Raw genomic sequence first — 23,570 nt, 5'->3', positions numbered from 1 at the left:
CATCGATGAACCGCACCAGAACACACGAGAGGCACGCACATGGCACACGACGATAAGGACGAGTCGGGCGTCGTCCCCGCGGGCTACGACGCCGGCGAGCTCGAGTCCGCGGGCCGTGACGTCGTCCTCCCGGGCGGCACCGCCGTCGCCACGCGCGACGCGTTCCAGAACCCCGGCTTCCCGGAGCACCGCCTCCGCGTCACCGACAAGGACCCGAAGAAGGCGCAGACGGCCGAGCGCGTCGTCTACACCTGGTTCTACCTGTCCATCGTCGGCAGCGTCTTCGCCATCGGCGCATACTTCGGCTTCCCGATCTACGCGGACGACCCGGGCAGCGTACGGCTCAACAACCTGTTCCTCGGCATCGGCATCGCCCTGGCGCTGCTCAGCCTGGGCATCGGCGCGATCCACTGGTCGAAGGCGCTCATGAGCGACCACGAGCTGATCGACGAGCGGCACCCGCAGGGCGGCTCCCCCGCCACGCAGGCGCGCGCCGTCGAGATCTTCGCCCAGGCGAACGAGGAGTCCGGCTTCGGTCGCCGCTCGCTCATCCGCAACAGCCTCATCGGCGCCCTCGTGGCCTTCCCGCTCCCCGCGGTCGTGCTGTTCCGCGACCTCTACCCGGGCAGCGCCGAGGAGCCCGCCTCCGCCCTCAGCCACACGATGTGGAAGGCCGGCGAGGTCCTCACGCGCGATCCGTCCGGCACGCCCATCAAGGCGTCCGACGTCACCATCGGCTCCGCGTTCCACGTCATCCCCGCGTCCCTCATGGACCTGGAGGAGGGCAAGCTCGAGGAGAAGGCCAAGGCCGCGGTGCTGCTCATGCGCCTGCGTCCCGAAGACCTGGTCGAGCTGCCGGAGCGCAAGGGCTGGTCGTACGACGGCATCGTCGCCTACTCCAAGGTCTGCACGCACGTGGGATGCCCGGTGGCGCTCTACGAGCAGCAGACCCACCATCTGCTCTGCCCCTGCCACCAGTCCCAGTTCGACGTGACCAACCACTGCGAGGTCATCTTCGGACCTGCCAAGCGGCCCCTGCCGCAACTGCCCATCGCCGTCAACGACGAGGGCTACCTCATTGCACAGAGTGATTTCACCGAGCCCGTAGGGGCGAGTTTCTGGGAGCGTCGTGGTGACTACAACAGCTGATCCGACCACGACGGGTGCCGCCGCGCCCGCCGCCACGAGCGGGGGCGGCCTCACCGCCGCCGCCGCCACCTACCTCGACGAGCGCACCAGCGTCAGCGTCGCCGTCAAGGAGTTCGGGCGCAAGATCTTCCCGGACCACTGGTCCTTCATGCTCGGCGAGGTGGCGCTGTACAGCTTCGTCGTCATCCTGCTCACGGGCACGTGGCTGACGTTCTTCTTCAACCCCTCCATGGCGGAGACGCACTACGCCGGCTCCTACGCGCCCCTCAAGGGCGTCGAGATGTCCGTCGCCATGTCGTCGTCGCTCGACATCTCGTTCGACATCCGCGGCGGCCTGCTCATGCGGCAGATCCACCACTGGGCGGCGCTGCTCTTCGTCGCCTCCATCGGCCTGCACATGCTGCGCATCTACTTCACCGGTGCGTTCCGCAAGCCGCGCGAGCTCAACTGGTTCATCGGCTTCGTCCTGTTCATCCTGGCGATGGCCGAGGGCTTCACGGGCTACTCGCTCCCCGACGACCTGCTCTCCGGCAACGGCCTGCGGATCATCGACGGCATGGTCAAGGGCATCCCGGTGATCGGCACGTGGATCTCGTTCCTCCTCTTCGGCGGCGAGTTCCCGGGCACGCACATCATCCCGAGGCTGTACACGCTGCACATCCTGCTGCTGCCCGCGATCCTCGTCGCGTTCCTCGCGCTCCACCTCCTGTTCGTGGTCGTGCACAAGCACACCCAGTTCGCCGGTCCCGGCCGCACGAACGAGAACGTGGTCGGTGTGCCGGTCCTCCCGACCTTCGCGGCCAAGGCCGGCGGCTTCTTCTTCGTCGTCTTCGGCGTGATCGTGGTCATGGCGTCGTTCTTCACCATCAACCCGATCTGGAACTACGGGCCCTACGACCCGTCACCGGTGTCCGCGGGAACGCAGCCCGACTGGTACATCGGCTTCGCGGACGGCGCCCTGCGCCTCGTCCCGCCGGGACTCGAGTTCGTGCTGTTCGACCACACGTTCTCGTTCAACATCATCCTGCCCATCACGGTCCTGGGCCTGTTCATCGTGCTCGTCGCGCTCTACCCCTTCATCGAGGCGTGGATCACGGGCGACAAGCGCGAGCACCACATCCTCGACCGTCCGCGCAACGCCCCGACGCGCACCGCGATCGGCGCCGCCGGCGTCACGTTCTACGCGGTCCTCTGGTCTGCCGCGAGCTCCGACCTCATCGCCACGCACTTCAAGGTGTCGATGGAGGGTGTCATCCACACCCTGCAGGCGCTCCTGATCCTCGGACCGGTCATCGCCTACCAGGTCACGAAGCGCATCTGCCTGGCGCTCATGAAGAAGGACCGCGAGATCGCCCTCCATGGGGTCGAGTCGGGCCGCATCGTGAAGCTCCCCGGCGGGGAATTCATCGAGGTGCACGAGCAGCTCGACGAGTACGAGCGCTGGCGCCTGGTGAGCTTCGACGACTACAAGCCGCTCATGATCCGCCCGGACAGCCGTGGACGCATCACGGTCAACCAGCGGGCCCGCGCGGCGCTGTCGAAGTGGTTCTTCGAGGACCGCATCTCCCCGGTCACCACCAAGGACGTCGAGCGCAGCCACGGCGACCACCACTAGCAGCACCCGCTCGGATTGATCCCGGGCACGACCGAGAGCCGGTCCGGCATCACGCCGGATCGGCTCTCGTGCGTCCACGGCCCCATCGCCCGACGCACGACCCCTGTCACGCGTCACAGCCGTCCGCCTCGAGGAGCGCCCGTGGATCTCGATCGTCTCGCTGCCTGGCTCCGCTGCCCGATGTGCCGCGAGGACCTGACGGCCGTGCCTCCCCTGGCCCTCCGCTGCGCGAACGGGCACGCCTTCGATGCGAACAAGCGCGGCTACGCCTCCCTCCTGCCGGCCGGAACGCGCGTCACCGGTGACACCGCCGACATGCTGTCCGCGCGCGACCGCTTCCTCGAGGGCGGGCACTACTCCCCCATCTCCGACGGGATCGCGGACGCACTCGACCTCGGCCGCGACGCGGCGCGGCGCGAGAGCGGTCCCCGACGGATCCTCGACGCCGGGTGCGGGACGGGCCACTACCTGCGCACCCTCCTCGACCGCGTGCCGTCAGCGCACGGTCTCGCGGCGGACCTGTCGGTCGACGCCGTGCGTGCGGCAGTGCGCGGTCGGCACGACGTCGACGGGCTCGTCGCCGACACCTGGGCGGGTCTACCCGTCCGGGACGGTGTCGCGGATCTCCTGCTCGACGTGTTCGCCCCTCGGAACATGCGCGACTTCCACCGGGTCCTGGTGCCCGACGGCCTCCTCCTGATCGTCGCGCCGGGACCCGAGCACCTCCGTCAGCTGCGCGAGGCCGGCCGCGCGGTCGGGATCCAGGCCGACAAGCGCGAGCGGATACTGGCCTCGGCCGCGCCGCTCTTCGAACCCCTGTCCGAGACCCTCATCCGCCACGACCTCGTGCTGGGCGCCGACGACGTCGATCGCCTCCTCGGGATGGGGCCGTCAGCGCACCACCGCGATCCGCGCGACGGATCCCCGCCCCTTCTAGAGGCCGGCTCGTCCCCCGTCACCCTCGACGTGACGATCCATCTGATGCGACGGTGCGACATCCAGGGCCCGGCCTGACGGCGGCCCGTGCCGGGAGCTCGCGTCCGGTCGCCACGCGCCGCGGCTCCCGTCGGCTATCCCCCGACTCCCCGAGGTGGAGGATCCCCGCCAGGTCAGCTTTCACGGGCTCGAAGGTCATCACCTCGCGGCGTGGCCACTGGCGGATGCGGGCCCGGCGGGCTGGACTGCGATGCTCGGGGACGACGTCCGCCTCCGTACGGGACCTCGGGCCGCGCGCCACGCACGATCGGCCCCATGCCGGCCGGAGGAGGTCGCCGTCCGCCGGACGGCGGAACGCCTGGAGCAGCTGAGCTCTCCGCCCATCGCACGCGGATCTCATCCGCACTCAGGGCGGACGCCCGACGCTCCCTGCTGCCTCCGATACGTGCGCGTCGACGCGACTCACGGGATCCGTGCGTCCGCTGCTCGATCCCCCGACATGTCCTCCGGCTCGGAACGACCGCAGACGAGCCGGAACGCGAGACGCCCGGGACCGCAGTCGCGGCCCGGGCGTCTTCAGCGTCAGCGCCTCACCAGCTCAGCGAAGCAGCTTCTTGTAGAACTCCGCCGTCCGCTCGTAGCCGAGCCGCTTGTAGAACTCGCCGGCGCGTCGCGTGCTCATCGTGATCTGCCCGACGCCACGATCGCCGCAGAGGCGCTCGACCGCTCGGACCAGGGCCGAACCCGTGCCGGAGCTCCGCGCCTCCCCGTCGACGACGAGCTCCTCGAGGTGCGCGCTGAGGCCACCGGCGTAGAGCAGACGGCTGACGACGAGGTACGCGTATCCGACGACGCGGCCGGCATCCTCGGCGACCAGGAGCACGTCGCGACCGACGTCCTTGTTCGCCCGGAGGATGTGGAAGAACGTGACGTCGAAGTCGTCCCTGGTCGCCGGGGCGTTGATCATGTCGAGCTGCTGGCACAGGGCGAAGACGGCGTCTCCGTCGGAGGCCAGGGCGTGCCGGATGTCGACCATCGGATCAGCGGGCGAAGTAGCCGCGGTAGTACTCGTAGGTCCAGCCCACGAGCGCGATGATCGCGAGCCCACCGCCGATGATCGCGATCCAGATGCCGACGGCGAGGCCGAGGAACACGGACGCCGCACCGGCCGCGAGGATCACCGGCCACCAGCTCCACGGGCTGAAGAAGCCGAGCTCCGGATCGCCGTCATCGACGTTGGCGTCGCTGCGGTCCTCCGGGAGCTCCCCGTTCTGCGCGGCGTAGAGCCGAGCCACGAAGAAGCCGATGAACGCGGCCAGGACGCCCGAGAGCGCGATGGCCAGCGTGCCGACCCACTCGACCGTGTTCTGGTCGATGAGGTGCCAGATGGTGTACGCGGCCGCCGCGAGGACGAAGAAGACCGCGAGGATGTAGAAGAGGTTCCTATTGGCGCGCACGTCACTTCACCTTGTCGCTGGAGATGTCGTAGGTCGCGGCATCCGGAGCGTCCTTGGCCGGCCCGATGCCGACGGGGATGCCGGCTTCCGGGTGGTTCAGGTCGAAGGCCGGGGCCTCGGAGCGGATGCGCGGGATGGACGTGAAGTTGTGCCGCGGCGGCGGGCAGGACGTGGCCCACTCGAGCGAGCGGCCGTAGCCCCACGGGTCGTTGACCGTCACGCGCGGCGCGGTGCGGGCCGTGATCCACACGTTCAGGAAGAACGGGATCATCGACAGCGCGAGGATGCCTGCGCCGATGGTCGACAGCTGGTTCATCCAGGTGAAGTCGTCCTCGGGCTGGTAGGTCGCGTACCGACGCGGCATTCCCATGACGCCCAACCAGTGCTGGATGAGGAACGTGGTGTGGAAGCCGATGAACAGCAGCCAGAAGTGGACCTTGCCGAGACGCTCGTTGAGCATCGTGCCCGTCCACTTGGGCCACCAGAAGTAGAAGCCGGAGAACATGGCGAACACGACGGTGCCGAAGACCACGTAGTGGAAGTGCGCGACGACGAAGTACGTGTCCGAGACGTGGAAGTCGAGCGGCGGCGACGCCAGGATCACGCCGGTGAGACCGCCGAACGTGAACGTGATGAGGAAGCCGATGGCCCACAGCATGGGCGTCTCGAACGTGACCGAGCCGCGCCACATCGTGCCGATCCAGTTGAAGATCTTCACGCCGGTGGGCACCGCGATGAGCATGGTCATGAGCGAGAAGAACGGCAGCAGTACGGATCCGGTGACGTACATGTGGTGCGCCCACACCGTGACCGAGAGGGCCGCGATGGAGATGGTGGCGTACACGAGCGTCTTGTACCCGAAGATCGGCTTGCGGCTGAAGACCGGGAATACCTCGGACACGATGCCGAAGAACGGCAGCGCGATGATGTACACCTCGGGGTGGCCGAAGAACCAGAACAGGTGCTGCCACAGGATGGCGCCGCCGTTGGCGGGGTCGTAGATGTGCGCGTCGAAGATCCGGTCGGCGCCGAGGCCGAACAGCGCGGCGGCGAGCACCGGGAACGCCATCAGCACGAGGATCGACGTCACCAGGATGTTCCACGTGAAGATGGGCATCCGGAACATGGTCATGCCGGGGGCGCGCATGGTGATGATGGTCGTCACGAAGTTGACCGCCCCGAGGATGGTGCCGAAGCCGCTGAGCGCGAGCCCCATCACCCACAGATTGCCTCCCAACCCCGGTGAGAAGGTCGTGCTCGACAGCGGCGCGTACGCGAACCATCCGAACGAGGCGGCACCGGCCGGGGTGAGGAAGCCGGCGACCGCGATGAGCGAGCCGAAGTTGAACAGCCAGTACGCGAACGCGTTGAGGCGCGGGAACGCGACGTCCGGGGCGCCGATCTGCAGCGGCATGAGCACGTTGGCGAAGCCGGCGAAGAGCGGCGTCGCGAACATGAGCAGCATGATCGTGCCGTGCATGGTGAAGAGCTGGTTGTACTGCTCCTTCGTCTCCACCACGTGCAGACCCGGCTCGAACAGCTGGGCGCGGATGACGAGCGCCATGACCCCGCCGAGGCAGAAGTAGAGGAACGAGGTGATCAGGTACAGGTACCCGATCGTCTTGTGGTCGGTGGAGGTGATCCAGTTGACCACGACGTTGCCCCGGCGTTCGGCCTTGCCGTTGCCGTCGAGGACCTTCGCCTGACCCGCGGGGATCGCGGTGGGACGGTTGAGGGTCGATGTCACGTTTCTGCTGCCCTACTCTTCGGACGACTCGGTGGTGGCCGGCACCTCGGTGCCGGGGAGGTTCTGCAGGCGGTCGTAGTCCTTGCCGAGGTCTCCTGCGAACCCGGCCGCCTTCTGCTTCTCGATGTAGGCGTTGTAGTCCTCGATGGACACGACCTTCACCTGGAACAGCATGAGGGAGTGGTACTCGCCGCAGAGCTCGGCGCAGTCGCCGTTGTAGGTGCCGATCCTCTGCGGGATGAACGACATGTAGTTCGTCTTGCCGGAGATGAGGTCCTTCTTGTAGAGGAAGTCCACCACCCAGAAGGAGTGCAGCGTGTCGCGCGTGTTGAGCTCCAGCTCGACCTTGGTGTTGACCGGCAGGTAGAGCGTGGGGAGCTTGGCCTTGTCGACGGCGCCCTGCGGGCCGTTCTCGGCCTCGACGGCCTGGACGCCCTGCTCGTAGGCGCCGCCCTCGAGGGTCTGGCCGGCCTCGGTCTGGCCGCCGAGGTAGTTGAAGTCCCACGCCCACTGCTTGCCGAAGACCTGGACCTTGACCTCGGGCTTGTCGAAGCGAGCCTCGATGGCGGCCTGGTCCTTGGCGGTGAAGGCGAAGAAGCCGAGCACGAGGATGAGGGGCACGATCGTGTAGAAGATCTCGATCGGCATGTTGTAGCGCATCTGCACCGGCAAGCCGGTCTGGCCCTTGCGGCGGCGGTAGACGACCGCTGCCCAGATGGTGAGGCCCCAGGTGAGCACGCCCACCGCGAGGAGGACGATCCAGGCCGTGACCCAGAGGCCGATGACCGAGTCGACGTGGTTCGTGGTGCCCGGCTCGGTGGGGAGGAAGCCCTGGAGCTGCTGCTGCGTGCACCCCGCGAGGAGTACCGAGATGCCTATGGCGACGGGGATCGTCAGCCAACGTTGACGGCGAGTGAAGCGCACGTGCAGACCCTTCGAAGAACCGGATGTGACGGGTTCCACCCTACGCGACAGGGAGCCGCCCGAAGGACGACTCCCTGCTCGAAGCCCGGTTTACCGGGCCGGATCGCTTACCGCTGCATGTGTCAGTGGAACGAGTCGCCGCAGGCGCACGAGCCGCCGGCGTTGGGGTTGTCGATGGTGAAGCCCTGCTTCTGGATGGTGTCCTCGAAGTCGATCGTCGCGCCGTCGAGGTAGGGGACGCTCATCTTGTCGACGATGACCTCGACGCCGTCGAAGTCGACCGTGGCGTCGCCGTCGAGCTCGCGCTCGTCGAAGTAGAGCTGGTAGATGAGGCCGGAGCAGCCGCCGGGCTGGACGGCGACGCGGAGGCGCAGGTCCTGGCGGCCCTCCTGCTGGAGCAGGCTCTTGACCTTGCTCGCGGCGGTGTCCGTGAGTCCGACGCGGTGGGCAGCCTGGGCGGCCTCGGTCAGCGTGGTGTCGGTCATGAGCACTCCTCGGGTCATGGGATCTGCGGTCGGGCGACTCCGGTGGAGTCTACGTCGTGCAACCGCGGGAGTCACCCGGGTGTTCCCGCCGTCCGGCGGGGATCCTCGACGGATCCCCGCGGTCGGCCGGCGGCTCAGCCGCGCCGGGCGATGCGGCTGAGGAGCACCGCCTCGCTGAGGATCGCGCGCCGCAGGACGCCCAGGTGCTGCGACTCGTTCGGGCTGTGCGCGCGGGTGTCGGGGTCCTCGACGCCGGTGACGAGGATCTGCGCGGACGGGAACGCCTCGACGAGGTCGGCGATGAACGGGATCGAGCCGCCGATGCCGGCCTGCACGGGTGCGCGGCCCCAGCCGGCGGTCATCGCGGCGGTCGCCTCGGCCATGGCCCATCCGGTCGTGTCGACGAGGAAGGGATCGCCCTGGTCGACGTCGCTGATCTCGACGTGCGCGCCGAAGGGACGGTGGGCCTGCATGTGCGCCTCGAGGGCGCGGTGCGCGTCGGCCGCGGTCTGGCCGGGCGCGATGCGCGCGCTGATCCGGACCGACACCTCCGGCAGCAGCGTGTTGCTCGCGTTCGCGACCGACGGGGCGTCGATGCCCGTCACCGTGATGGCGGGCTGCGCCCAGAGGCGGGTCAGGATCGGCCCCGTGCCCACCGGGGACACGCCCTCGAGCAGCGCGGCCTCCTCGGCGAGGCGGGCGTCGTCGTACTCGGGGGTGTCCATGTCCGCGGAGGAGAGGCCGGCGACGGCGACGGAGCCGTCGGCGTCCCAGAGCGAGTCGAGGAGGCGGACCGCGGCCATCATCGCGTCGGGGACGGCACCGCCGAACATACCGGAGTGCGACGCGTGGTCGAGCGTGCGGACGGTGAGGCGGAACGTGACGTTGCCGCGGAGCGCGATGGTGATGGAGGGGGTGTCGACGTCCCAGTTGTCGCTGTCCGCGACGACGATGACGTCGGCGGCCAGCGCGTCGTGGTGCTTCGCGAGGAAGTCGGAGAAGGAGCGGGACCCGGCCTCCTCCTCCCCCTCGATGAAGACCGCGAGGCCGAGATCGAGGTCGTCGCCCTCCGCCTCGACGAGGGCGCGGATCGCCGCGACGTGCGTCATGATGCCCGCCTTGTCGTCCGAGGCGCCGCGCCCGTGCAGGCGGTCGCCGCGCAGGGTCGGCTCGAACGGCGGAGTATCCCAGTGCTCGTCCGCCCCGGGCGGCTGCACGTCGTGGTGCGCGTAGAGGAGGACCGTGGGCTTCCCGTTCCGCGGCGCCCGGGTCGCGAGGACGGCCGGCTGCCCGTCGTCGCCGGACGGGGTCGCGGCACGGTGGACGGAGACGTCGTCGAAGACGCCGAGCCCGGCGAGCAGTCCCGCGACGGCGTCCGCGCTGGCGGCCACGTGGGTGGGGTCGAAGGCCGGCCAGGACACCGAGGGGATGCGCACGAGAGCGGAGAGGTCGGCCACCGTGGCGGGGAACCCGCCCGCGACGGCCGCAGCGAGCCGGTCGACGGCCTCCTGGTCCGGGGCGGTCACGGCGTCTGCGGAGGTGTCGGGAGGCGTCATGCAGGTAATCTTAGATTCACTCCAGGCAAGGACGAGAGACGTGGCGAAGCAGCAGACACCCGCAGAGACCCCCTCCGAGACGACCGCTCCGGCGGGCGCCGAGGGCCGGACGGCCGACGGGAAGAAGGGCCCCACCCCCACCCGCCGGGAGCGCGAGGCCGCGAACCTGCGTCCGCTCGTCCCCCAGGACCGCAAGCTCGCCGCTCAGCAGAGCAAGGAGAAGGCGCGCGAGGCGCGCGCCCGGGCCAACGCCGGCATGGCGGCGGGAGACGAGCGGTACCTGCCCGTCCGCGACAAGGGACCGCAGAAGCGCTACGCCCGCGACGTCGTCGACGCCCGCTGGAGCGTCGGCGAGCTGCTGCTGCCCGTGATGGGCGTCGTCGTCGTGCTGACCTTCGTGCTGCCGACCAACATGGCCACGATCCCCCTGCTGTCGATCTACGCGTTCGTGCTGGCGGCCATCGTCGACGCGTACCTCACCGGCCGCCGCGTGCGAGCCGCGATCACCACGAGGGTCGGCGCGGACCGCGTCGAGCGCGGCATCCGCTGGTACACCGGCATGCGCACCATCCAGATGCGCCCGATGCGCCTGCCGAAGCCGCAGGTCAAGCGTCGCGAGAAGATCACGTTCGGCTGATCGCCGTCCGCGGGAGGCGGCCGCCAGCGGCAGCTCCGCGGGAGGCGGCCGTCAGCGGCCGCGGCGGATCCGCGCGAGCCCGGCGTTGACCGATCGGGCCCAGAGCGGCCCGCGGTAGAGGAACGCCGTGTAGCCCTGCACGAGGGTGGCACCCGCGTCGATGCGCGCCTGCACGTCCTCGGCCGTGTCGACCCCGCCGACCGAGATGATGCACGCATCGTCCGGCAGCACCCGGCGCAGGATCCCCAGCACCTCGAGCGCGCGCGAGGCCAGCGGCGCGCCGGACAGGCCGCCGGCCCCGGCCGCCGCGACGACGTCGGCATCCGTGCGGAGGCCCGCACGGGAGAGCGTGGTGTTCGTGGCGATGACGCCGGCCAGCCCCAGCTCCGTGGCGAGCCCGGCGATGCGCTCCACCTCGGCGTCCTGCAGGTCCGGGGCGATCTTCACGAGGACCGGCACGCCGTCGGCGGCGTCGCGGATGCTCGTGAGCAGCGGCCGGAGGAGCTCGATCTCCTGGAGCCCGCGGAGGCCGGGGGTGTTCGGCGAGCTGACGTTGACGGCGAGGTAGTCGGCGACGGGGGCGACCAGGCGCGTCGAACGCACGTAGTCCGCCACGGCGTCCTCGACCGCGACGGCGCGCGTCTTGCCGATGTTGACGCCGATGACGGGCCGGTCGCGCCGCGCGCGGAGGCGGCGGAGGCGGTCGGCGAGGGCGGCCGCTCCCCCGTTGTTGAACCCCATCCGGTTGATCACGGCGCGGTCCTCGATGAGGCGGAACAGGCGCGGCCGCGGGTTGCCCGGCTGCGCCAGGGCGGTGACCGTGCCGACCTCGACGTGGCCGAAGCCGAGCTGGCCCAGGCCGAGCACGGCCTGCGCGTCCTTGTCGAAGCCCGCGGCGACCCCGAACGGCGAGGGGAAGCGGAGCCCGAGGGCGTCCACCGCGAGTGACGGATCCGGTGCGGTCAGCCGCCGGGCGATCCAGCCGAAGCCGGACGGCGGGAGGAGGGCGATGGCCGTGGACGCGAGGTGGTGCGCGTCCTCCGGGTCCATGCGCGACAGGACCGTGCGGAAGAGGAGGGGATACATCGGCACCAGGCTAGCGGGTGCGGGCCCCGTCCCCCGCGGGCGCCCGCAGCCGGCGGGCGCCCGCAGCCGGCGGCTAGGGCGTGTCGGCGTCCGGCGCGGCCGAATGGGCGACACGCAGCTGGGCGATGGCGGCCTCGAAGTCGTCGAGCGAGTCGAAGCCCTGGTAGACGCTGGCGAAGCGCAGGTACGCGACCTCGTCGAGCTCGCGGAGCGGCGGCAGGATGCTGAGGCCGATGTCGTTCGCCTCGATCTGCGAGGCGCCGGTGGCCCGGATCGCCTCCTCCACGCGCTGCGCGAGGACCGCGAGGTCGGTGTCGGTGACGGGCCGGCCCTGGCAGGCCTTCCGCACGCCGGTGACGATCTTCTCCCGGCTGAACGGCTCGACCACGCCGTTGCGCTTGATCACGCTGAGACTCGCGGTCTCCGTGGTGCTGAAGCGGCGGCCGCACTCCGGGCACTGCCGACGCCGGCGGATCGACAGCCCGTCGTCGCTCGTGCGGGAGTCGACGACGCGGGAGTCGGGGTGGCGGCAGAAGGGGCAGAACATCGTGTGCCCAGGATACGTCAGCCCCGGAGGCGGGCTGTCACCGCGTCGCCGTGGGCCGGGAGGTCCTCGGCGCGGCTCAGCGCGACGATCATCGGCTCGGCCTCGCGCAGCGCATCCGCGTCGTAGCGCACGACCTGCTGCGGGCGCAGGAACGTGTAGGCGCCGAGGCCCGAGCCGAACCGCGCCTGGCCGCCGGTGGGGAGCACGTGGTTGGAGCCGGCGAGGTAGTCGCCGAGGCTCACGGGCGAGTGCGGGCCGAGGAAGATCGCCCCGGCGCTGTGGAGGTGCGGGAGCAGCGCATCCGGGTCAGCGGTCTGGACGGAGAGGTGCTCGGGGCCGTACGCGTCGCTGTAGCGCGCCGCGGTCGCGAGGTCGTCGACCACGAGGATCGCCGACTGCGGACCGGCGAGCGCCTGGACGACGCGGGCGGAGTGCGCGGTCGTGGCGGCCAGCGCCTCGACCTCCGCGTCCACCGCCCGGGCGAGCTCGGGCGAGTCGGTGACGAGGACGGACGCGGCCATCTCGTCGTGCTCCGCCTGGCTCACCAGGTCGGCGGCGACGAGCCGGGCGTCCGCGTGCGCGTCGGCGATGACGAGGATCTCGGTGGTGCCGGCCTCCGAGTCGATGCCGGTGACGCCGCGCACGACGCGCTTGGCGGCCGCGACGTAGATGTTGCCGGGCCCGGTGACGACGTCGACGGGCTCGAGGCCGATGTCGGCGACGCCGTGCGCGAAGGCGCCGATGGCCCCGGCGCCGCCCATCGCGTAGACCTCGTCGACGCCGAGGAGCCCGGCGGCGCCGAGGATCGCGGGGTGCACGGATCCGCCGTGCGCCGCCTGCGCGGGCGAGGCCAGCGCGATGCTCGCGACGCCGGCGACCTGCGCGGCGACGACGTTCATCACGACGCTCGACGGATAGGCGGCCTTGCCGCCCGGGGCATAGAGGCCGACCCGGCGGACCGGCTGCCAGCGCTGCACGATCGTCCCGCCGGGCACGACCGTGGTCGTGGTCTCCGGCGGGACCTGCGCGGCGGACCCGAGGCGCACGCGGCGGATGGCCTCCTCGAGGGCGGCCCGGACGTCGGGGTCGAGGCCGTCGACGGCCGCGGCGATCGCCTCGGCGGGCACGCGCAGCGCGTCGGGGCGGACCCGGTCGAGCCGCTCCGCCTGGTCGAGGAGCGCGGCGCTCCCCCGGGTGCGGACGTCCTCGACGAGCTCGCGCGCCACGTCGAGCGCGACGGCGACGTCGGTGACCGGACGCGGGAGGAGGTCGAGCAGGTCGGCGGTGCTGGGCGTGGTGCCGCGGAGGTCCTGGATGCGCATCATGACTCCGGAAGTCTACCGAGCGGGCGCCGGGCGGTTCGGGCGGCTAGCGTCTCCAGGCATGGACGCGCACCCCGCCACCACGCTCTCCGAGGCCCCGGGCCAGGCCGCTTTCCGCGCCGCGTTCCGGCGCCATGCCGCGGGCGTCGCGGTCGTCACGACGCGCGATGCCCAGGGCTCCCCCGTCGGCTTCACGGCGACGTCGCTCGCCTCCGTGTCGGCCGACCCGCCGCTCGCGAGCTTCAGCCTGGCCCGCACGGCATCGAGCGCCGCCGCGATCGGGACCGCCGATCACGTCGCGATCCACGTGCTCGGCGCGCGCGACCGGCCCCTCGCGGAGCGCCTCAGCGGCCCCGCTGCCGAGCGCTTCGCGGGCGACCACTGGTCCTCCGGCCCGCACGGCCTGCCGGTGCTCGACGGCGGCACCGCCCTGCTCGTCGCCCGCATCGTGGAGCGCGTGCACGTCCACGACGCGATCGTCGTGGTCGTGCGCATCGAGGACGGCGGCGCGGGCGTCGAGGACGAGCCGCTCGTCTACCACGCGCGGCGCTACCTGCGCCCCGGCGCCGACGCCTGAGAGGCCGCCGCCCGAGAGGACGCCGTCCGAGGTCCCGAGGCGCCCGGGCCGCGGATCAGCCCAGGCAGTTCGGCCCGAGCAGCGACTTGAGCTCGCCGTAGAGGTCGGCGCTCACCGTGACCGGGTACGGGATCTCGAAGACGCGCCCGTTGTCGCCCTTCACGAGCTGCAGACGCACCTCGGTGTCGCCCGAGTGCCGGATCAGCACGTCGTTGAGGCCCATGACCGTCTCGGTCGTCGCCCGGTTCTCCGCCAGGCTGATGAGCAGCGGACCGGAGCCGAGGCTCTGCCCGAGGTCGGGCTGGAACATCGAGAACGCGTGGATGTTCATGCCGTCGTCGCGCGTGGACACACGGCCGCGGATCACCACGACGGTGTCGCTCTGCAGCGCTGGAGCGAACTCCTGGTACGCCTTGCCCATGAACATGCAGGTGATCTCGCCGCCGAAGTCCTCCAGCTGCACCATGCCGTACTGGTTGCCGGAGTTGCGCGCCGTGCGGTGCTGCACGCTCGTGAGCAGGCCCGCCAGCGTGACCGTCTCGCCGTCCATCGACGCGTCGGTCGCGAGCAGCTCGGCGATGCCCGTGGAGGCGAGCTTCGCCAGCGGGATCTCGAGCCCCGCGAGCGGGTGGTCGGACACGTAGAGCCCGAGCATCTCGCGCTCGAACGCGAGCTTGTCGCGCTTCGCCCACTCCGGCCGCTCCGGCACCTTGCGCGCGTGCTGCGGCTCGTCCCAGAGGCTGTCGAAGTCGAAGCCGACCTGGCCGTTCATCGCGGCGCGCTTGTCGCTCACGGACGCGTCGATCATGCCCTCGTGCACCTCGAGCAACGCCCGGCGCGTGTCACCCAGCGAGTCGAACGCGCCGGCCTTGATGAGCGACTCCACGGTGCGCTTGTTCGCCACGGGGAGCGGCACCTTCTTGAGGAAGTCGTCGAACGACTCGAACGCGCCCTGCTCGGTGCGGGCGCCGCGGAGCGCCTCCACCACGTTGGCGCCGACGTTGCGCACGGCGCCCAGGCCGAAGCGGATGTCGGCGCCGGCGGCCGCGAAGAACCCGATCGACTCGTTGACGTCCGGCGGCAGCACCTTGATGCCCATGCGGCGGCACTCGTTGAGGTACAGCGCCATCTTGTCCTTGGAGTCGCCGACGCTCGTGAGGAGCGCCGCCATGTACTCGGCGGGGTAGTGCGCCTTGAGGTACGCGGTCCAGTAGGAGACGACGCCGTAGGCCGCCGAGTGCGCCTTGTTGAACGCGTAGTCGGAGAACGGCAGCAGGATGTCCCACAGCGCCTTCACCGCGGCCATCGAGTAGCCGTTGTCGACCATGCCCTGCGAGAACCCGGCGAACTGCTTGTCGAGCTCCGACTTCTTCTTCTTGCCCATGGCGCGGCGGAGGAGGTCGGCCTGCGCGAGCGTGAAGCCGGCGAGCTTCTGCGCGACCGACATCACCTGCTCCTGGTACACGATGAGGCCGTGCGTGGTGCCGAGCACCTCGCGCAGCGGCTCCTCGAGCTCCGGGTGGATGGGGGTGATCTCCTGCAGCCCGTTCTTCCGCAGCGCGTAGTTCGTGTGCGAGTTCGCGCCCATGGGGCCCGGTCGGTACAGCGCGATGACGGCCGAGATGTCCTCGAAGTTGTCGGGCTTCATCATGCGCAGCAGCGAGCGCATGGGGCCGCCGTCGAGCTGGAAGACGCCGAGCGTGTCGCCCCGGGCCAGGAGGTCGTACGCGCCCTGGTCGTCGAGGCCCAGGTCCTCGAGCACGAGCTTCTCGCCGCGGTTCGACTCGATGTTGTTGAGCGCGTCGTCGATGATCGTGAGGTTGCGCAGCCCCAGGAAGTCCATCTTGATGAGGCCGAGGGACTCGCACGCGGGGTAGTCGAACTGCGTGACGATCTGGCCGTCCTGCTCCCGCTTCATGATCGGGATGATGTCGATGAGCGGCTCGCTCGACATGATGACGCCGGCCGCGTGCACGCCCCACTGGCGCTTGAGGTTCTCGATGCCCTGCGCGGTCTCGAAGACCTTCTGCGCCTCGGGGTCCATCGCGAGCACCTCGCGGAAGTCGCCGGCCTCGCGGTAGCGCGGGTGGTCGGTGTCGAGGATGCCCGACAGCGGGATGTCCTTGCCCATGATCGCGGGCGGCATGGCCTTCGTGAGCTTGTCGCCCATGGAGAACGGGTAGCCGAGCACGCGACTGGAGTCCTTGAGCGCCTGCTTGGCCTTGATGGTGCCGTACGTGACGATCTGCGCGACGCGCTCGTCGCCGTACTTGTCGGTCACGTACCGGATGACCTCGCCGCGGCGACGGTCGTCGAAGTCGACGTCGAAGTCGGGCATGGAGACGCGGTCCGGGTTCAGGAACCGCTCGAAGAGGAGGCCGTGCTCCAGCGGGTCGAGGTCGGTGATGCCCATGGCGTACGCGACCATGGAGCCTGCGCCGGATCCACGACCGGGGCCCACGCGGATCCCGTTCTCCTTCGACCAGTTGATGAAGTCCGCGACGACGAGGAAGTAGCCCGGGAAGCCCATCTGCGCGATGACGCCGACCTCGTAGTCGGCGCGCTTGCGCACGTCGTCCGAGAAGCCGCGCGGGTAGCGCCGGACGAGGCCGCGCTCGACCTCCTTCACGAACCAGGTCTGCTCGCTCTCGCCCTCGGGCACCGGGTAGCGCGGCATGTAGTTGGCGGACTCGTTGAACTGCACGTCGCAGCGCTCCGCGATGAGCAGCGTGTTGTCGCACGCCTCCTCGTGGTCGCGGAAGAGGTGCCGCATCTGCTGTGCCGTCTTCAGGTAGAACTCGTCGGCGTCGAACTTGAAGCGGTTCGGGTCGTCGAGGGTGGTGCCGGACTGCACGCACAGGAGAGCGGCGTGGCTCGTCGCGTCGTGCTCGTGCGTGTAGTGCAGGTCGTTCGTGGCGACGAGCGGGAGGTCGAGGTCCTTCGCGAGGCGGAGGAGGTCGCTCATGATGCGGCGCTCGATGCCGAGCCCGTGGTCCATGATCTCGCAGAAGTAGTTGCCCGCCCCGAAGATGTCGCGGTAGTCGCTCGCGGCCTTCACGGCCTCGTCGTACTGGCCGAGCCGCAGGCGCGTCTGGACCTCGCCCGACGGGCAGCCGGTGGTGGCGATGAGGCCCTTCGCGTACGTGCTGAGGAGCTCGCGGTCCATGCGGGGCTTGAAGTAGTAGCCCTCGAGGGAAGCGCGCGACGACAGCCGGAAGAGGTTGTGCATGCCCTCCGTGGTCTCGGCGAGCATCGTGAGGTGCGTGTAGGCGCCGGATCCGGAGACGTCGTCGCGGCCGCCGTCGCCCCAGCGCACGCGTGTGCGATCTCCGCGGTGCGTGCCCGGCGTGATGTACGCCTCCGTGCCGATGATGGGCTTCACGCCCGCGTTCTTCGCCTGCTTCCAGAAGTCGAAGGCGCCGAACACGTTGCCGTGGTCCGTGATGGCGACGGCGGGCATCTTCTGCTCCACGGCGGCCTGCACGAGCGGTCCCACGCGGGCCGCCCCGTCGAGCATCGAGTACTCGCTGTGGACGTGGAGGTGGACGAACGAGTCGTTGCGGGGCACGGGTCTCTTCTACTCATGGATGGGCGGTGGGGCCATCATAGGCAGGCCCCCGAAGGCGCCTCGGGCGTGTCGGGCGTCAGTCGCGGAGGACCTCGAGGGCGTGCTGCAGGTCGGCCGGGTACGTGCTCGAGAAGGACGCGCGGTCGCCCGTGGCGGGGTGCGTGATCTCCAGCCGCATCGCGTGCAACCACTGCCGCCCGAGGCCGAGCTGCGCCGAGAGCACGGGGTCGGCGCCGTACATCGCGTCGCCGACGCAGGGGTGGCGCTGCGCGGCCATGTGCACGCGGATCTGGTGGGTGCGGCCGGTCTCGAGGTGCACCTCGAGCAGGGCCGCCCGGCGGAACGCCTCGAGCGTCTCGTAGTGGGTGACCGACGACTTGCCGTCGGCCGTGACCGCGAACTTCCAGTCGCTGCGCGGGTGGCGGCCGATGGGGGCGTCGATGGTGCCCGTCAGCGGATCCGGATGCCCCTGGACGACCGCGTGGTAGATCTTCTCGACCTCGCGGTCGTGGAACTGGCGCTTGAGCTCGGTGTACGCGCGCTCGGTCTTGGCGACGACCATCAGCCCGCTCGTGCCCGCGTCGAGCCGGTGCACGATGCCCTGCCGCTCCTCGGCGCCGGAGGTGCTGAGGCGGAACCCGGCCGCGGCCAGGGCGCCGAGGACGGTGGGCCCGGTCCAGCCGACGCTCGGGTGGGCCGCGACGCCGACGGGCTTGTCGACCACGACGAGGTCGTCGTCGTCGTGCACGATGCCGAGGTCGGGCACCGCGAGCGGGACGACCGACGGCTCCCGCTTCGGCTGCCAGCTGACGGCGAGCATGGACCCGCCCACGAGGCGATCGGACTTGCCGGCCTCGCGGCCGTCCTGGGTGACGCCGCCCGCCTCCGCGACCTCGGCGGCGAAGCTGCGGGAGAAGCCGAGGAGGCGGGCGAGGCCCGCGTCGACGCGCTGCCCGTCGAGGCCGTCGGGGACGGGAATGGTGCGGTGCTCCATCGGGTGGTGCCTCTTCCGGTGCGGGGACGACGGGCCGCGCGAACGACGACGGCGACGCGGGACCCTCGTGGCTCGTGCGAGCCGGGTCCCGCGCCGCCGTCGGGCGCGCGGGTGGTGCGGGTGCTAGTTGCCCGAGTAGCCGGGGAACGAGGCGGTGGCGGGCGCCTCGGTCGATCCGGCGGCGTCCAGCTCGCGGAGCTGGCCCTCGATGTAGCCCTTGAGCTTCGTGCGGTACTCGCGCTCGAAGGTGCGGAGCTCGTCGATGCGGCCCTCGAGGACCTGGCGCTCCTTCTCCAGCACGGCGGTCTTGGAGCGCTGCTCGGCCTCGGCCTCGGCGGCGATGCGGGCGGCGGTGGCGTGCGCCTCGGCGACGAGCGCGTCGCGCTTCTCGACGCCCTCGCGGACGTGCTCCTCGTGCAGCTTGCGGGCCAGCTTGAGCAGGCTGCTCGTGCTCGACGTCTCGTCGTCCTCGTCCGCGGGGGCGGCGACGGGCGCCGACACGACGACGGGAGCCGGCTCGGGCTCGGGGGTGGGCTCCGGCTCGACGACGACGGGCGCCTGCTCGACCGCGGCGGGAGCGGGGGTCTCGATGGCCGTGGTGGCGGCGGGGGCGGACTCGCCGGAGGAGAGGCGCTGGCGCAGCTCCTCGTTCTCCTGGTGGAGGCGTCGCAGCTCGACGACCACCTCGTCGAGGAAGTCGTCCACCTCGTCCTGGTCGTATCCCTCGCGGAACTTGGTCGGCTGGAAACGCTTGTTGACGACGTCTTCAGGAGTGAGAGCCATGGCCTGCCACCTCTTTTGTGCGTAGAGCGGGGTCCGCGGGCGCGGACGGGGATTCGGGACAACGTGCGCCTCAACGCTACCAGCGGATCGCCCGGGTCCGGGGACTCGGGCCGCGATCCGCGGACGGAGGGGCGGCGCCTACCCGATGAAGCCGCGCGCGACGTTGAACAGGATGATGGCGACCAGCATCGTGATCATCCAGCCGAAGTCGAGCGCCACCGGACCGAGGCGCAGGGGCGGGATGAGCCGGCGCACGAAGCCGATGGGCGGGTCGGTCACCGTGTAGGACGCCTCGGCGACGATGAGCATCGCGCCGCGCGGACGCCACTCCCGCGAGAGCGACTGCACGAGGTCGAGGACGAAGCGCCCCCACATGCAGATGATGAACGCCAGGAGGGCGAACCACACGACGGTGGCGACGAGGGAGACGATGATCACGGAGACAAGTATGGCGGGCGTCGATGGGAGGTCCCGTCGACGCCCGCCATCTCAGCGGTCCGCGTGGATCAGCGCCCGAAGAAGGAGGCCTCGACCTCGGCCTCGGTGGCGGACTGCTCGCCGGAGACGGCGACGTGCGACGGCGAGAGCAGGAACACCTTGCTCGTGACGCGCTCGATCTTGCCGTACAGGCCGATGGAGAGGCCGCTCGCGAAGTCGATGAGGCGGCGCGCGTCGTCTTCCGTCATCTGCGACAGGTTGATGATGACCGGCACGCCCTCGCGGAAGTTCTCGGCGATGACCTGCGCGTCCTTGTAGGCCTTGGGGTGGACGGTGAGGATCTCGTTCATTTCAGCCGGCGCCGCATTCCTTGTGGTGGTCGAGGGCTTGTGCAGGGGGGTCACGGGTGCGCGCTTCGCCTGCTGCTGCTCGCGCTGCTGCGGGGCGGGCGCCGGCGCGGGGACGGCCTGCACGGGCGACTGCTGCTGCGTGGGCTGCTGCTGGTAGTCGAGCTCCTCGTCGGCGAGTCCCAGGTACACCATGGTCTTGCGAAGTGGGTTGGCCATCATTCCTCTTTCCGTTTCGGCCTGACGAACCGGACCGCACCTCCGACATTAAGGGCGGTCGGGTCGCTTTCCCGTGATTGCCGACCCGATCCGTAGGTGTGTCGCGCCCTCGAGCAGCGCCTCGCGCAGGTCGCCGGACATGCCCGCGGAGATGGCGCGGGCGTCGGGCAGGATGCGCCGCACGTCGTCCGAGATGCCGCGGAGCCGGGCGAACGCGCGGCGGGGCTCGCCGTCGTCGGGCGCGACCGCCATGACCCCGAGCACCCGGATGCCGGCCGCGGCCGCGGCGTGCTCCGCGAGGGCCTCCGCCTCGGCGGGCGGGACGCCTCCTCGGGCCGGGTCGTCCGTGAGGTTGACCTGGAGGAAGACGCGGGTCCCCTCCTCCTCGGATGCCAGCGCGTCCACGAGGGAGGGACGGTCGACGGAGTGGATCACGGAGGCGTACCGCCGCACCTGGCGCGCCTTCTTGCCCTGGAGCTGCCCGACGAAGTGCCAGGCGACGTCGCGCCCCGCGAGCTCGGCGGCCTTGCCCTGCGCCTCCTGGTGCCGGCTCTCGCCGAGATCGCGCACGCCGAGGTCGACGAGGGCGCTGAGGAGCGACACGGGCTGGAACTTGGTGACGACGATCGTGGTCACCTCGGCCGGATCGCGGTCCGCCTCACGGACGGCGTCGGCGACCTGCGCGCGCACGGACGCCCACCGCTCGGCGAGGCCGGGGTGGGCCTCGCCAGGGTGGGCGTCCGACGCGTGCGCGCCGCCGGTCAGCGGAGCGTCGCTCACTTCAGGAAGTCGGGGATGTCCAGGTCGTCGCCGTCGTCCTCGAACGTCGGGTCGCTCGCCGGGACGGCCGCGACGGGCGCCTCGGCCTGCGGGCGCGACGGCGCGGACTCGACGGCCTCGGGGGCGGTGACCGCTCCCCCACCGGCGGCGACGAATCCGCTGCGGCGGTTCTCGACCTTGGCCGACGGCTCGCCGCCGTCGAAGCCCGCGGCGATGACGGTGACGCGCACCTCGTCGCCGAGGGTGTCGTCGATGACCGCGCCGAAGATGATGTTCGCCTCCGGGTGCACGGCCTCCTGCACGAGCTTGGCCGCGTCGTTGATCTCGAAGATGCCGAGGTTCGACCCGCCCTGGATGGAGAGCAGCACGCCGTGCGCGCCCTCGATGCTGGCCTCGAGCAGGGGCGACGCCACCGCGAGCTCGGCCGCCTTGATCGACCGGTCGGCGCCGCGCGACGAGCCGATGCCCATGAGCGCGGATCCGGCGCCCTGCATGACCGACTTCACGTCGGCGAAGTCGAGGTTGATGAGACCGGGGGTGGTGATGAGGTCGGTGATGCCCTGGACGCCGGCGAGGAGCACCTGGTCGGCGGTGGCGAAGGCCTCGAGCATGCTGATGCCGCGGTCGCTGATCTCCAGGAGGCGGTCGTTCGGGACGACGATGAGCGTGTCGACCTCGTTCTTCAGCGTCGCGACGCCGAGCTCCGCCTGCGCGGAGCGGCGCTTGCCCTCGAAGCCGAACGGCTTCGTGACGACGCCGATGGTGAGCGCGCCGATCGACTTCGCGATGCGGGCCACGACGGGCGCGCCGCCGGTGCCGGTGCCGCCGCCCTCGCCCGCGGTGACGAAGACCATGTCGGCGCCCGCGAGCGCCTCCTCGATCTCCTCCGCGTGGTCCTCGGCGGCGCGTCGGCCGACCTCGGGGTCGGCGCCGGCGCCGAGGCCGCGGGTGATCTCGCGACCGACGTCGAGCTTCACGTCGGCGTCGCTCATGAGCAGGGCCTGCGCGTCGGTGTTGATCGCGATGAACTCCACGCCCCGCAGACCAAGCTCGATCATGCGGTTCACGGCGTTGACGCCGCCACCGCCGATGCCGACGACCTTGATGACGGCGAGGTAGTTCTGGTTGTTCGACACGACGGGCCTCCGCTAGAACCTTCGACCTCCGGTGGAGGCTTAGAGTTTACTCAGTATGCATTTCCTGATCCCGACGTTAGGGGGCGTGGGGCGGGTGCGGCGACCGGCGCGCCGCGTGTCGCCACACCCGGTCGCTCAGGGACCCGCGACGGGCGCGTCGGGCGCCGAGACGTCGTAGGAGCCGACGTCGCCGCGGGCCTTCACGAGGGCCTGCAGCACCTGCGCCTTCTCCGTCGAGCGCTCCCCGCTCCCCCACAGCACCTTCTTGCCGCTGCGGAGCACGAGCATCACGTCGTCGGTCGTGTTGGCCTGGATGCTGTCGACCTGCGGCAGGAAGTCGGCGGGCAGCGCGACGAGCACGGCCGTCGCGGCTCGGAAGCGCGGGCTGGACAGGCCGGCGCTCGGCAGGTCGATGAGGGGGTAGCCGTCGGGACGCGCGGTGGCGCGCTCGATGGTGACGCCCGCGGGGTCGACGAGGTCGAATCCCGCGCCCGACTGGATCACGGCGACGGGCGTGCGCTCGACGATGCGGATCACGAGGGTCGACGGCGGCCGGCTCTCCGTGCTGTAGCTGCGGATGAGCGGGAAGGCGCGCAGCTCGTCGCCCACCCGTCCGAGGTCGACGAGAGGCAGGGGCGTGCCGACCTGGTCGGCGAGGGCGGCCTGGATGCTGTCCGGCGCGACGCGGTCGGCGCCCTCGACCTCGACGGTCCGCAGGGCGAGGAGCGGCGAGTAGACGGCGATGCCGACGACGATCGCGAGGACGAGGAACGCGCCGAGCGCGCCGAGGAGACCGGCGCGGCGACGCCGCGTGCGCTGCGTGAAGCGGCGGACCTCCTGGCGCTCGTAGCGCTGGCGCTCGCGGCGGGCGCGGCGGAGCTGGCGACGGGCCTCGGCGTCTCCCGTGGTCGCGCTGGCCGGACGCGCTGGCCGGTGGGCGCGGGGCGTCGGCTCGGCGTCGCCCTCCCCCCGGGTGCGGCGGCGGAGCGGCTTCGCGGCCCGGGATCCGGCGGCCTCGGCGGCACCGCGCGCCCGTCGGCCGAGGCGTCCGGCGATGCCGCCCGCACGGGAGGCGGCCGACTCCCGGCCGGTGCTCGGCGTGGGAGGCGCGCTGACGGGCGCCTCCGCCAGGTGCGGGAGGACGATCGGCTCGGTGTCGGGTTCGTCGTCGTCGCGCCACGGGGCGGAGGGGCGCCCGGCCGAGGGAGGCGTGGCGGCCGAGCGCGCGGGCGTGCCTGTGCCGGGGCGGGCGTCGGTCCGCGGCGCG

At 71.0% G+C, this 23,570-nt stretch carries 22 protein-coding genes; 5 read left to right on the top strand and 17 right to left on the bottom strand.

Annotated features, from left to right (window positions below; all coding sequences use genetic code 11):
* The first annotated feature begins 39 nt into the window (after nucleotides 1–39).
* From AWH51_RS05720 to AWH51_RS05710, 3 genes are all read left to right on the top strand, one after another.
* The gene (locus AWH51_RS05720) at nucleotides 40–1,149 is read left to right on the top strand and encodes a ubiquinol-cytochrome c reductase iron-sulfur subunit (protein WP_063071143.1); all 1,110 of its coding nucleotides are present in this window, start codon (nucleotides 40–42) and stop codon (nucleotides 1,147–1,149) included.
* Complete coding sequence (locus AWH51_RS05715) at nucleotides 1,133–2,764, top strand: cytochrome b (protein ID WP_063071187.1); 1,632 nt, start codon at nucleotides 1,133–1,135, stop codon at nucleotides 2,762–2,764. Before AWH51_RS05720 ends, AWH51_RS05715 begins: the two co-directional genes overlap by 17 nt.
* A 141-nt stretch (nucleotides 2,765–2,905) precedes the next feature.
* A complete protein-coding gene (locus AWH51_RS05710; protein WP_063071142.1) occupies nucleotides 2,906–3,778 on the top strand; it encodes a putative RNA methyltransferase in 873 nt (290 codons plus the stop codon).
* A gap of 520 nt (nucleotides 3,779–4,298) precedes the next feature.
* On the opposite strand, the gene AWH51_RS05705 is transcribed toward AWH51_RS05710, so the two are convergent.
* The 6 genes from AWH51_RS05705 to AWH51_RS05680 form a co-directional block, all read right to left on the bottom strand.
* A complete protein-coding gene (locus AWH51_RS05705) occupies nucleotides 4,299–4,736 on the bottom strand; it encodes a GNAT family N-acetyltransferase (protein ID WP_063071141.1) in 438 nt (145 codons plus the stop codon).
* 4 nt (nucleotides 4,737–4,740) lie between these two features.
* Complete coding sequence (locus tag AWH51_RS05700) at nucleotides 4,741–5,157, bottom strand: cytochrome c oxidase subunit 4 (RefSeq protein WP_063071140.1); 417 nt, start codon at nucleotides 5,155–5,157, stop codon at nucleotides 4,741–4,743.
* Nucleotide 5,158: 1 nt separating this feature from the next.
* Nucleotides 5,159–6,904 (bottom strand): cytochrome c oxidase subunit I, encoded by a 1,746-nt coding sequence (ctaD, locus tag AWH51_RS05695; protein ID WP_175345470.1) that lies wholly within the window; start codon nucleotides 6,902–6,904, stop codon nucleotides 5,159–5,161.
* 12 nt (nucleotides 6,905–6,916) lie between these two features.
* Nucleotides 6,917–7,828, bottom strand: coding sequence for a cytochrome c oxidase subunit II (gene coxB, locus AWH51_RS05690; RefSeq protein WP_063071139.1), 912 nt, complete (start codon nucleotides 7,826–7,828; stop codon nucleotides 6,917–6,919).
* 122 nt (nucleotides 7,829–7,950) lie between these two features.
* The gene (erpA, locus tag AWH51_RS05685; RefSeq protein ID WP_063071185.1) at nucleotides 7,951–8,313 is read right to left on the bottom strand and encodes an iron-sulfur cluster insertion protein ErpA; all 363 of its coding nucleotides are present in this window, start codon (nucleotides 8,311–8,313) and stop codon (nucleotides 7,951–7,953) included.
* 134 nt (nucleotides 8,314–8,447) lie between these two features.
* Nucleotides 8,448–9,869: a dipeptidase gene (locus AWH51_RS05680; RefSeq protein ID WP_063071138.1), complete on the bottom strand. Its 1,422-nt coding sequence runs from the start codon at nucleotides 9,867–9,869 to the stop codon at nucleotides 8,448–8,450.
* 40 nt (nucleotides 9,870–9,909) lie between these two features.
* On the opposite strand from AWH51_RS05680, the gene AWH51_RS05675 reads away from it, so the two are divergent.
* Nucleotides 9,910–10,506 carry a DUF3043 domain-containing protein gene (locus AWH51_RS05675; RefSeq protein WP_081234903.1) on the top strand — a complete coding sequence of 199 codons (597 nt, stop codon included), beginning with the start codon at nucleotides 9,910–9,912 and terminating at the stop codon, nucleotides 10,504–10,506.
* 51 nt (nucleotides 10,507–10,557) lie between these two features.
* Here AWH51_RS05675 and AWH51_RS05670 read toward each other — a convergent pair whose 3' ends face one another.
* From AWH51_RS05670 to hisD, 3 genes are all read right to left on the bottom strand, one after another.
* The gene (locus tag AWH51_RS05670) at nucleotides 10,558–11,592 is read right to left on the bottom strand and encodes a quinone-dependent dihydroorotate dehydrogenase (protein ID WP_063071136.1); all 1,035 of its coding nucleotides are present in this window, start codon (nucleotides 11,590–11,592) and stop codon (nucleotides 10,558–10,560) included.
* A gap of 73 nt (nucleotides 11,593–11,665) precedes the next feature.
* Entirely contained in the window at nucleotides 11,666–12,139 is a 474-nt protein-coding gene (gene nrdR / locus AWH51_RS05665; protein WP_063071135.1) for a transcriptional regulator NrdR, read from the bottom strand.
* Nucleotides 12,140–12,156: 17 nt separating this feature from the next.
* Nucleotides 12,157–13,461 carry a histidinol dehydrogenase gene (gene hisD, locus AWH51_RS05660; protein WP_175345472.1) on the bottom strand — a complete coding sequence of 435 codons (1,305 nt, stop codon included), beginning with the start codon at nucleotides 13,459–13,461 and terminating at the stop codon, nucleotides 12,157–12,159.
* Nucleotides 13,462–13,522: 61 nt separating this feature from the next.
* Here hisD and AWH51_RS05655 point away from each other — a divergent pair, with 61 nt between their 5' ends.
* Entirely contained in the window at nucleotides 13,523–14,038 is a 516-nt protein-coding gene (locus AWH51_RS05655; protein ID WP_063071133.1) for a flavin reductase family protein, read from the top strand.
* A 55-nt stretch (nucleotides 14,039–14,093) separates the two neighbouring features.
* Here the strand turns inward: AWH51_RS05655 and dnaE are convergent, their stop codons facing one another.
* From dnaE to AWH51_RS05615, 8 genes are all read right to left on the bottom strand, one after another.
* Nucleotides 14,094–17,555 (bottom strand): DNA polymerase III subunit alpha, encoded by a 3,462-nt coding sequence (dnaE, locus tag AWH51_RS05650; RefSeq protein ID WP_063071184.1) that lies wholly within the window; start codon nucleotides 17,553–17,555, stop codon nucleotides 14,094–14,096.
* 127 nt (nucleotides 17,556–17,682) lie between these two features.
* The gene (locus AWH51_RS05645) at nucleotides 17,683–18,600 is read right to left on the bottom strand and encodes an RluA family pseudouridine synthase (RefSeq protein WP_063071132.1); all 918 of its coding nucleotides are present in this window, start codon (nucleotides 18,598–18,600) and stop codon (nucleotides 17,683–17,685) included.
* Between the two features lie 123 nt (nucleotides 18,601–18,723).
* Nucleotides 18,724–19,383 carry a DivIVA domain-containing protein gene (locus AWH51_RS05640; RefSeq protein WP_063071131.1) on the bottom strand — a complete coding sequence of 220 codons (660 nt, stop codon included), beginning with the start codon at nucleotides 19,381–19,383 and terminating at the stop codon, nucleotides 18,724–18,726.
* 138 nt (nucleotides 19,384–19,521) lie between these two features.
* Nucleotides 19,522–19,821 (bottom strand): YggT family protein, encoded by a 300-nt coding sequence (locus tag AWH51_RS05635; protein ID WP_063071130.1) that lies wholly within the window; start codon nucleotides 19,819–19,821, stop codon nucleotides 19,522–19,524.
* A gap of 68 nt (nucleotides 19,822–19,889) precedes the next feature.
* The gene (locus tag AWH51_RS05630; protein ID WP_063071183.1) at nucleotides 19,890–20,387 is read right to left on the bottom strand and encodes a cell division protein SepF; all 498 of its coding nucleotides are present in this window, start codon (nucleotides 20,385–20,387) and stop codon (nucleotides 19,890–19,892) included.
* 48 nt (nucleotides 20,388–20,435) lie between these two features.
* Entirely contained in the window at nucleotides 20,436–21,167 is a 732-nt protein-coding gene (locus AWH51_RS05625; protein ID WP_081234899.1) for a YggS family pyridoxal phosphate-dependent enzyme, read from the bottom strand.
* Nucleotides 21,164–22,303, bottom strand: coding sequence for a cell division protein FtsZ (gene ftsZ / locus AWH51_RS05620; protein ID WP_063071129.1), 1,140 nt, complete (start codon nucleotides 22,301–22,303; stop codon nucleotides 21,164–21,166). Before ftsZ ends, AWH51_RS05625 begins: the two co-directional genes overlap by 4 nt.
* A gap of 135 nt (nucleotides 22,304–22,438) precedes the next feature.
* The coding region (locus AWH51_RS05615) for an FtsQ-type POTRA domain-containing protein (RefSeq protein WP_254654489.1) at nucleotides 22,439–23,570 on the bottom strand (1,132 nt) is incomplete at its 5' end.

Source organism: Clavibacter tessellarius, from assembly GCF_001618005.1.
Taxonomy (GTDB): Bacteria; Actinomycetota; Actinomycetes; order Actinomycetales; family Microbacteriaceae; genus Clavibacter; species Clavibacter tessellarius_A.
This window is presented reverse-complemented; position numbering and strand designations above follow the sequence as displayed.

Excerpts from the sequence above, each read along its gene's own strand:
- hisD (WP_175345472.1), bottom strand. The coding sequence starts at position 13,461 with ATGCGCATCCAGGACCTCCGCGGCACCACGCCCAGCACCGCCGACCTG.
- AWH51_RS05705 (WP_063071141.1), bottom strand. The coding sequence starts at position 4,736 with ATGGTCGACATCCGGCACGCCCTGGCCTCCGACGGAGACGCCGTCTTC.
- AWH51_RS05645 (WP_063071132.1), bottom strand. The coding sequence starts at position 18,600 with ATGGAGCACCGCACCATTCCCGTCCCCGACGGCCTCGACGGGCAGCGC.
- AWH51_RS05655 (WP_063071133.1), top strand. The coding sequence starts at position 13,523 with ATGGACGCGCACCCCGCCACCACGCTCTCCGAGGCCCCGGGCCAGGCC.
- nrdR (WP_063071135.1), bottom strand. The coding sequence starts at position 12,139 with ATGTTCTGCCCCTTCTGCCGCCACCCCGACTCCCGCGTCGTCGACTCC.
- AWH51_RS05630 (WP_063071183.1), bottom strand. The coding sequence starts at position 20,387 with ATGGCCAACCCACTTCGCAAGACCATGGTGTACCTGGGACTCGCCGAC.
- dnaE (WP_063071184.1), bottom strand. The coding sequence starts at position 17,555 with ATGCTCGACGGGGCGGCCCGCGTGGGACCGCTCGTGCAGGCCGCCGTG.
- AWH51_RS05720 (WP_063071143.1), top strand. The coding sequence starts at position 40 with ATGGCACACGACGATAAGGACGAGTCGGGCGTCGTCCCCGCGGGCTAC.
- AWH51_RS05670 (WP_063071136.1), bottom strand. The coding sequence starts at position 11,592 with ATGTATCCCCTCCTCTTCCGCACGGTCCTGTCGCGCATGGACCCGGAG.
- AWH51_RS05680 (WP_063071138.1), bottom strand. The coding sequence starts at position 9,869 with ATGACGCCTCCCGACACCTCCGCAGACGCCGTGACCGCCCCGGACCAG.
- AWH51_RS05640 (WP_063071131.1), bottom strand. The coding sequence starts at position 19,383 with ATGGCTCTCACTCCTGAAGACGTCGTCAACAAGCGTTTCCAGCCGACC.
- erpA (WP_063071185.1), bottom strand. The coding sequence starts at position 8,313 with ATGACCGACACCACGCTGACCGAGGCCGCCCAGGCTGCCCACCGCGTC.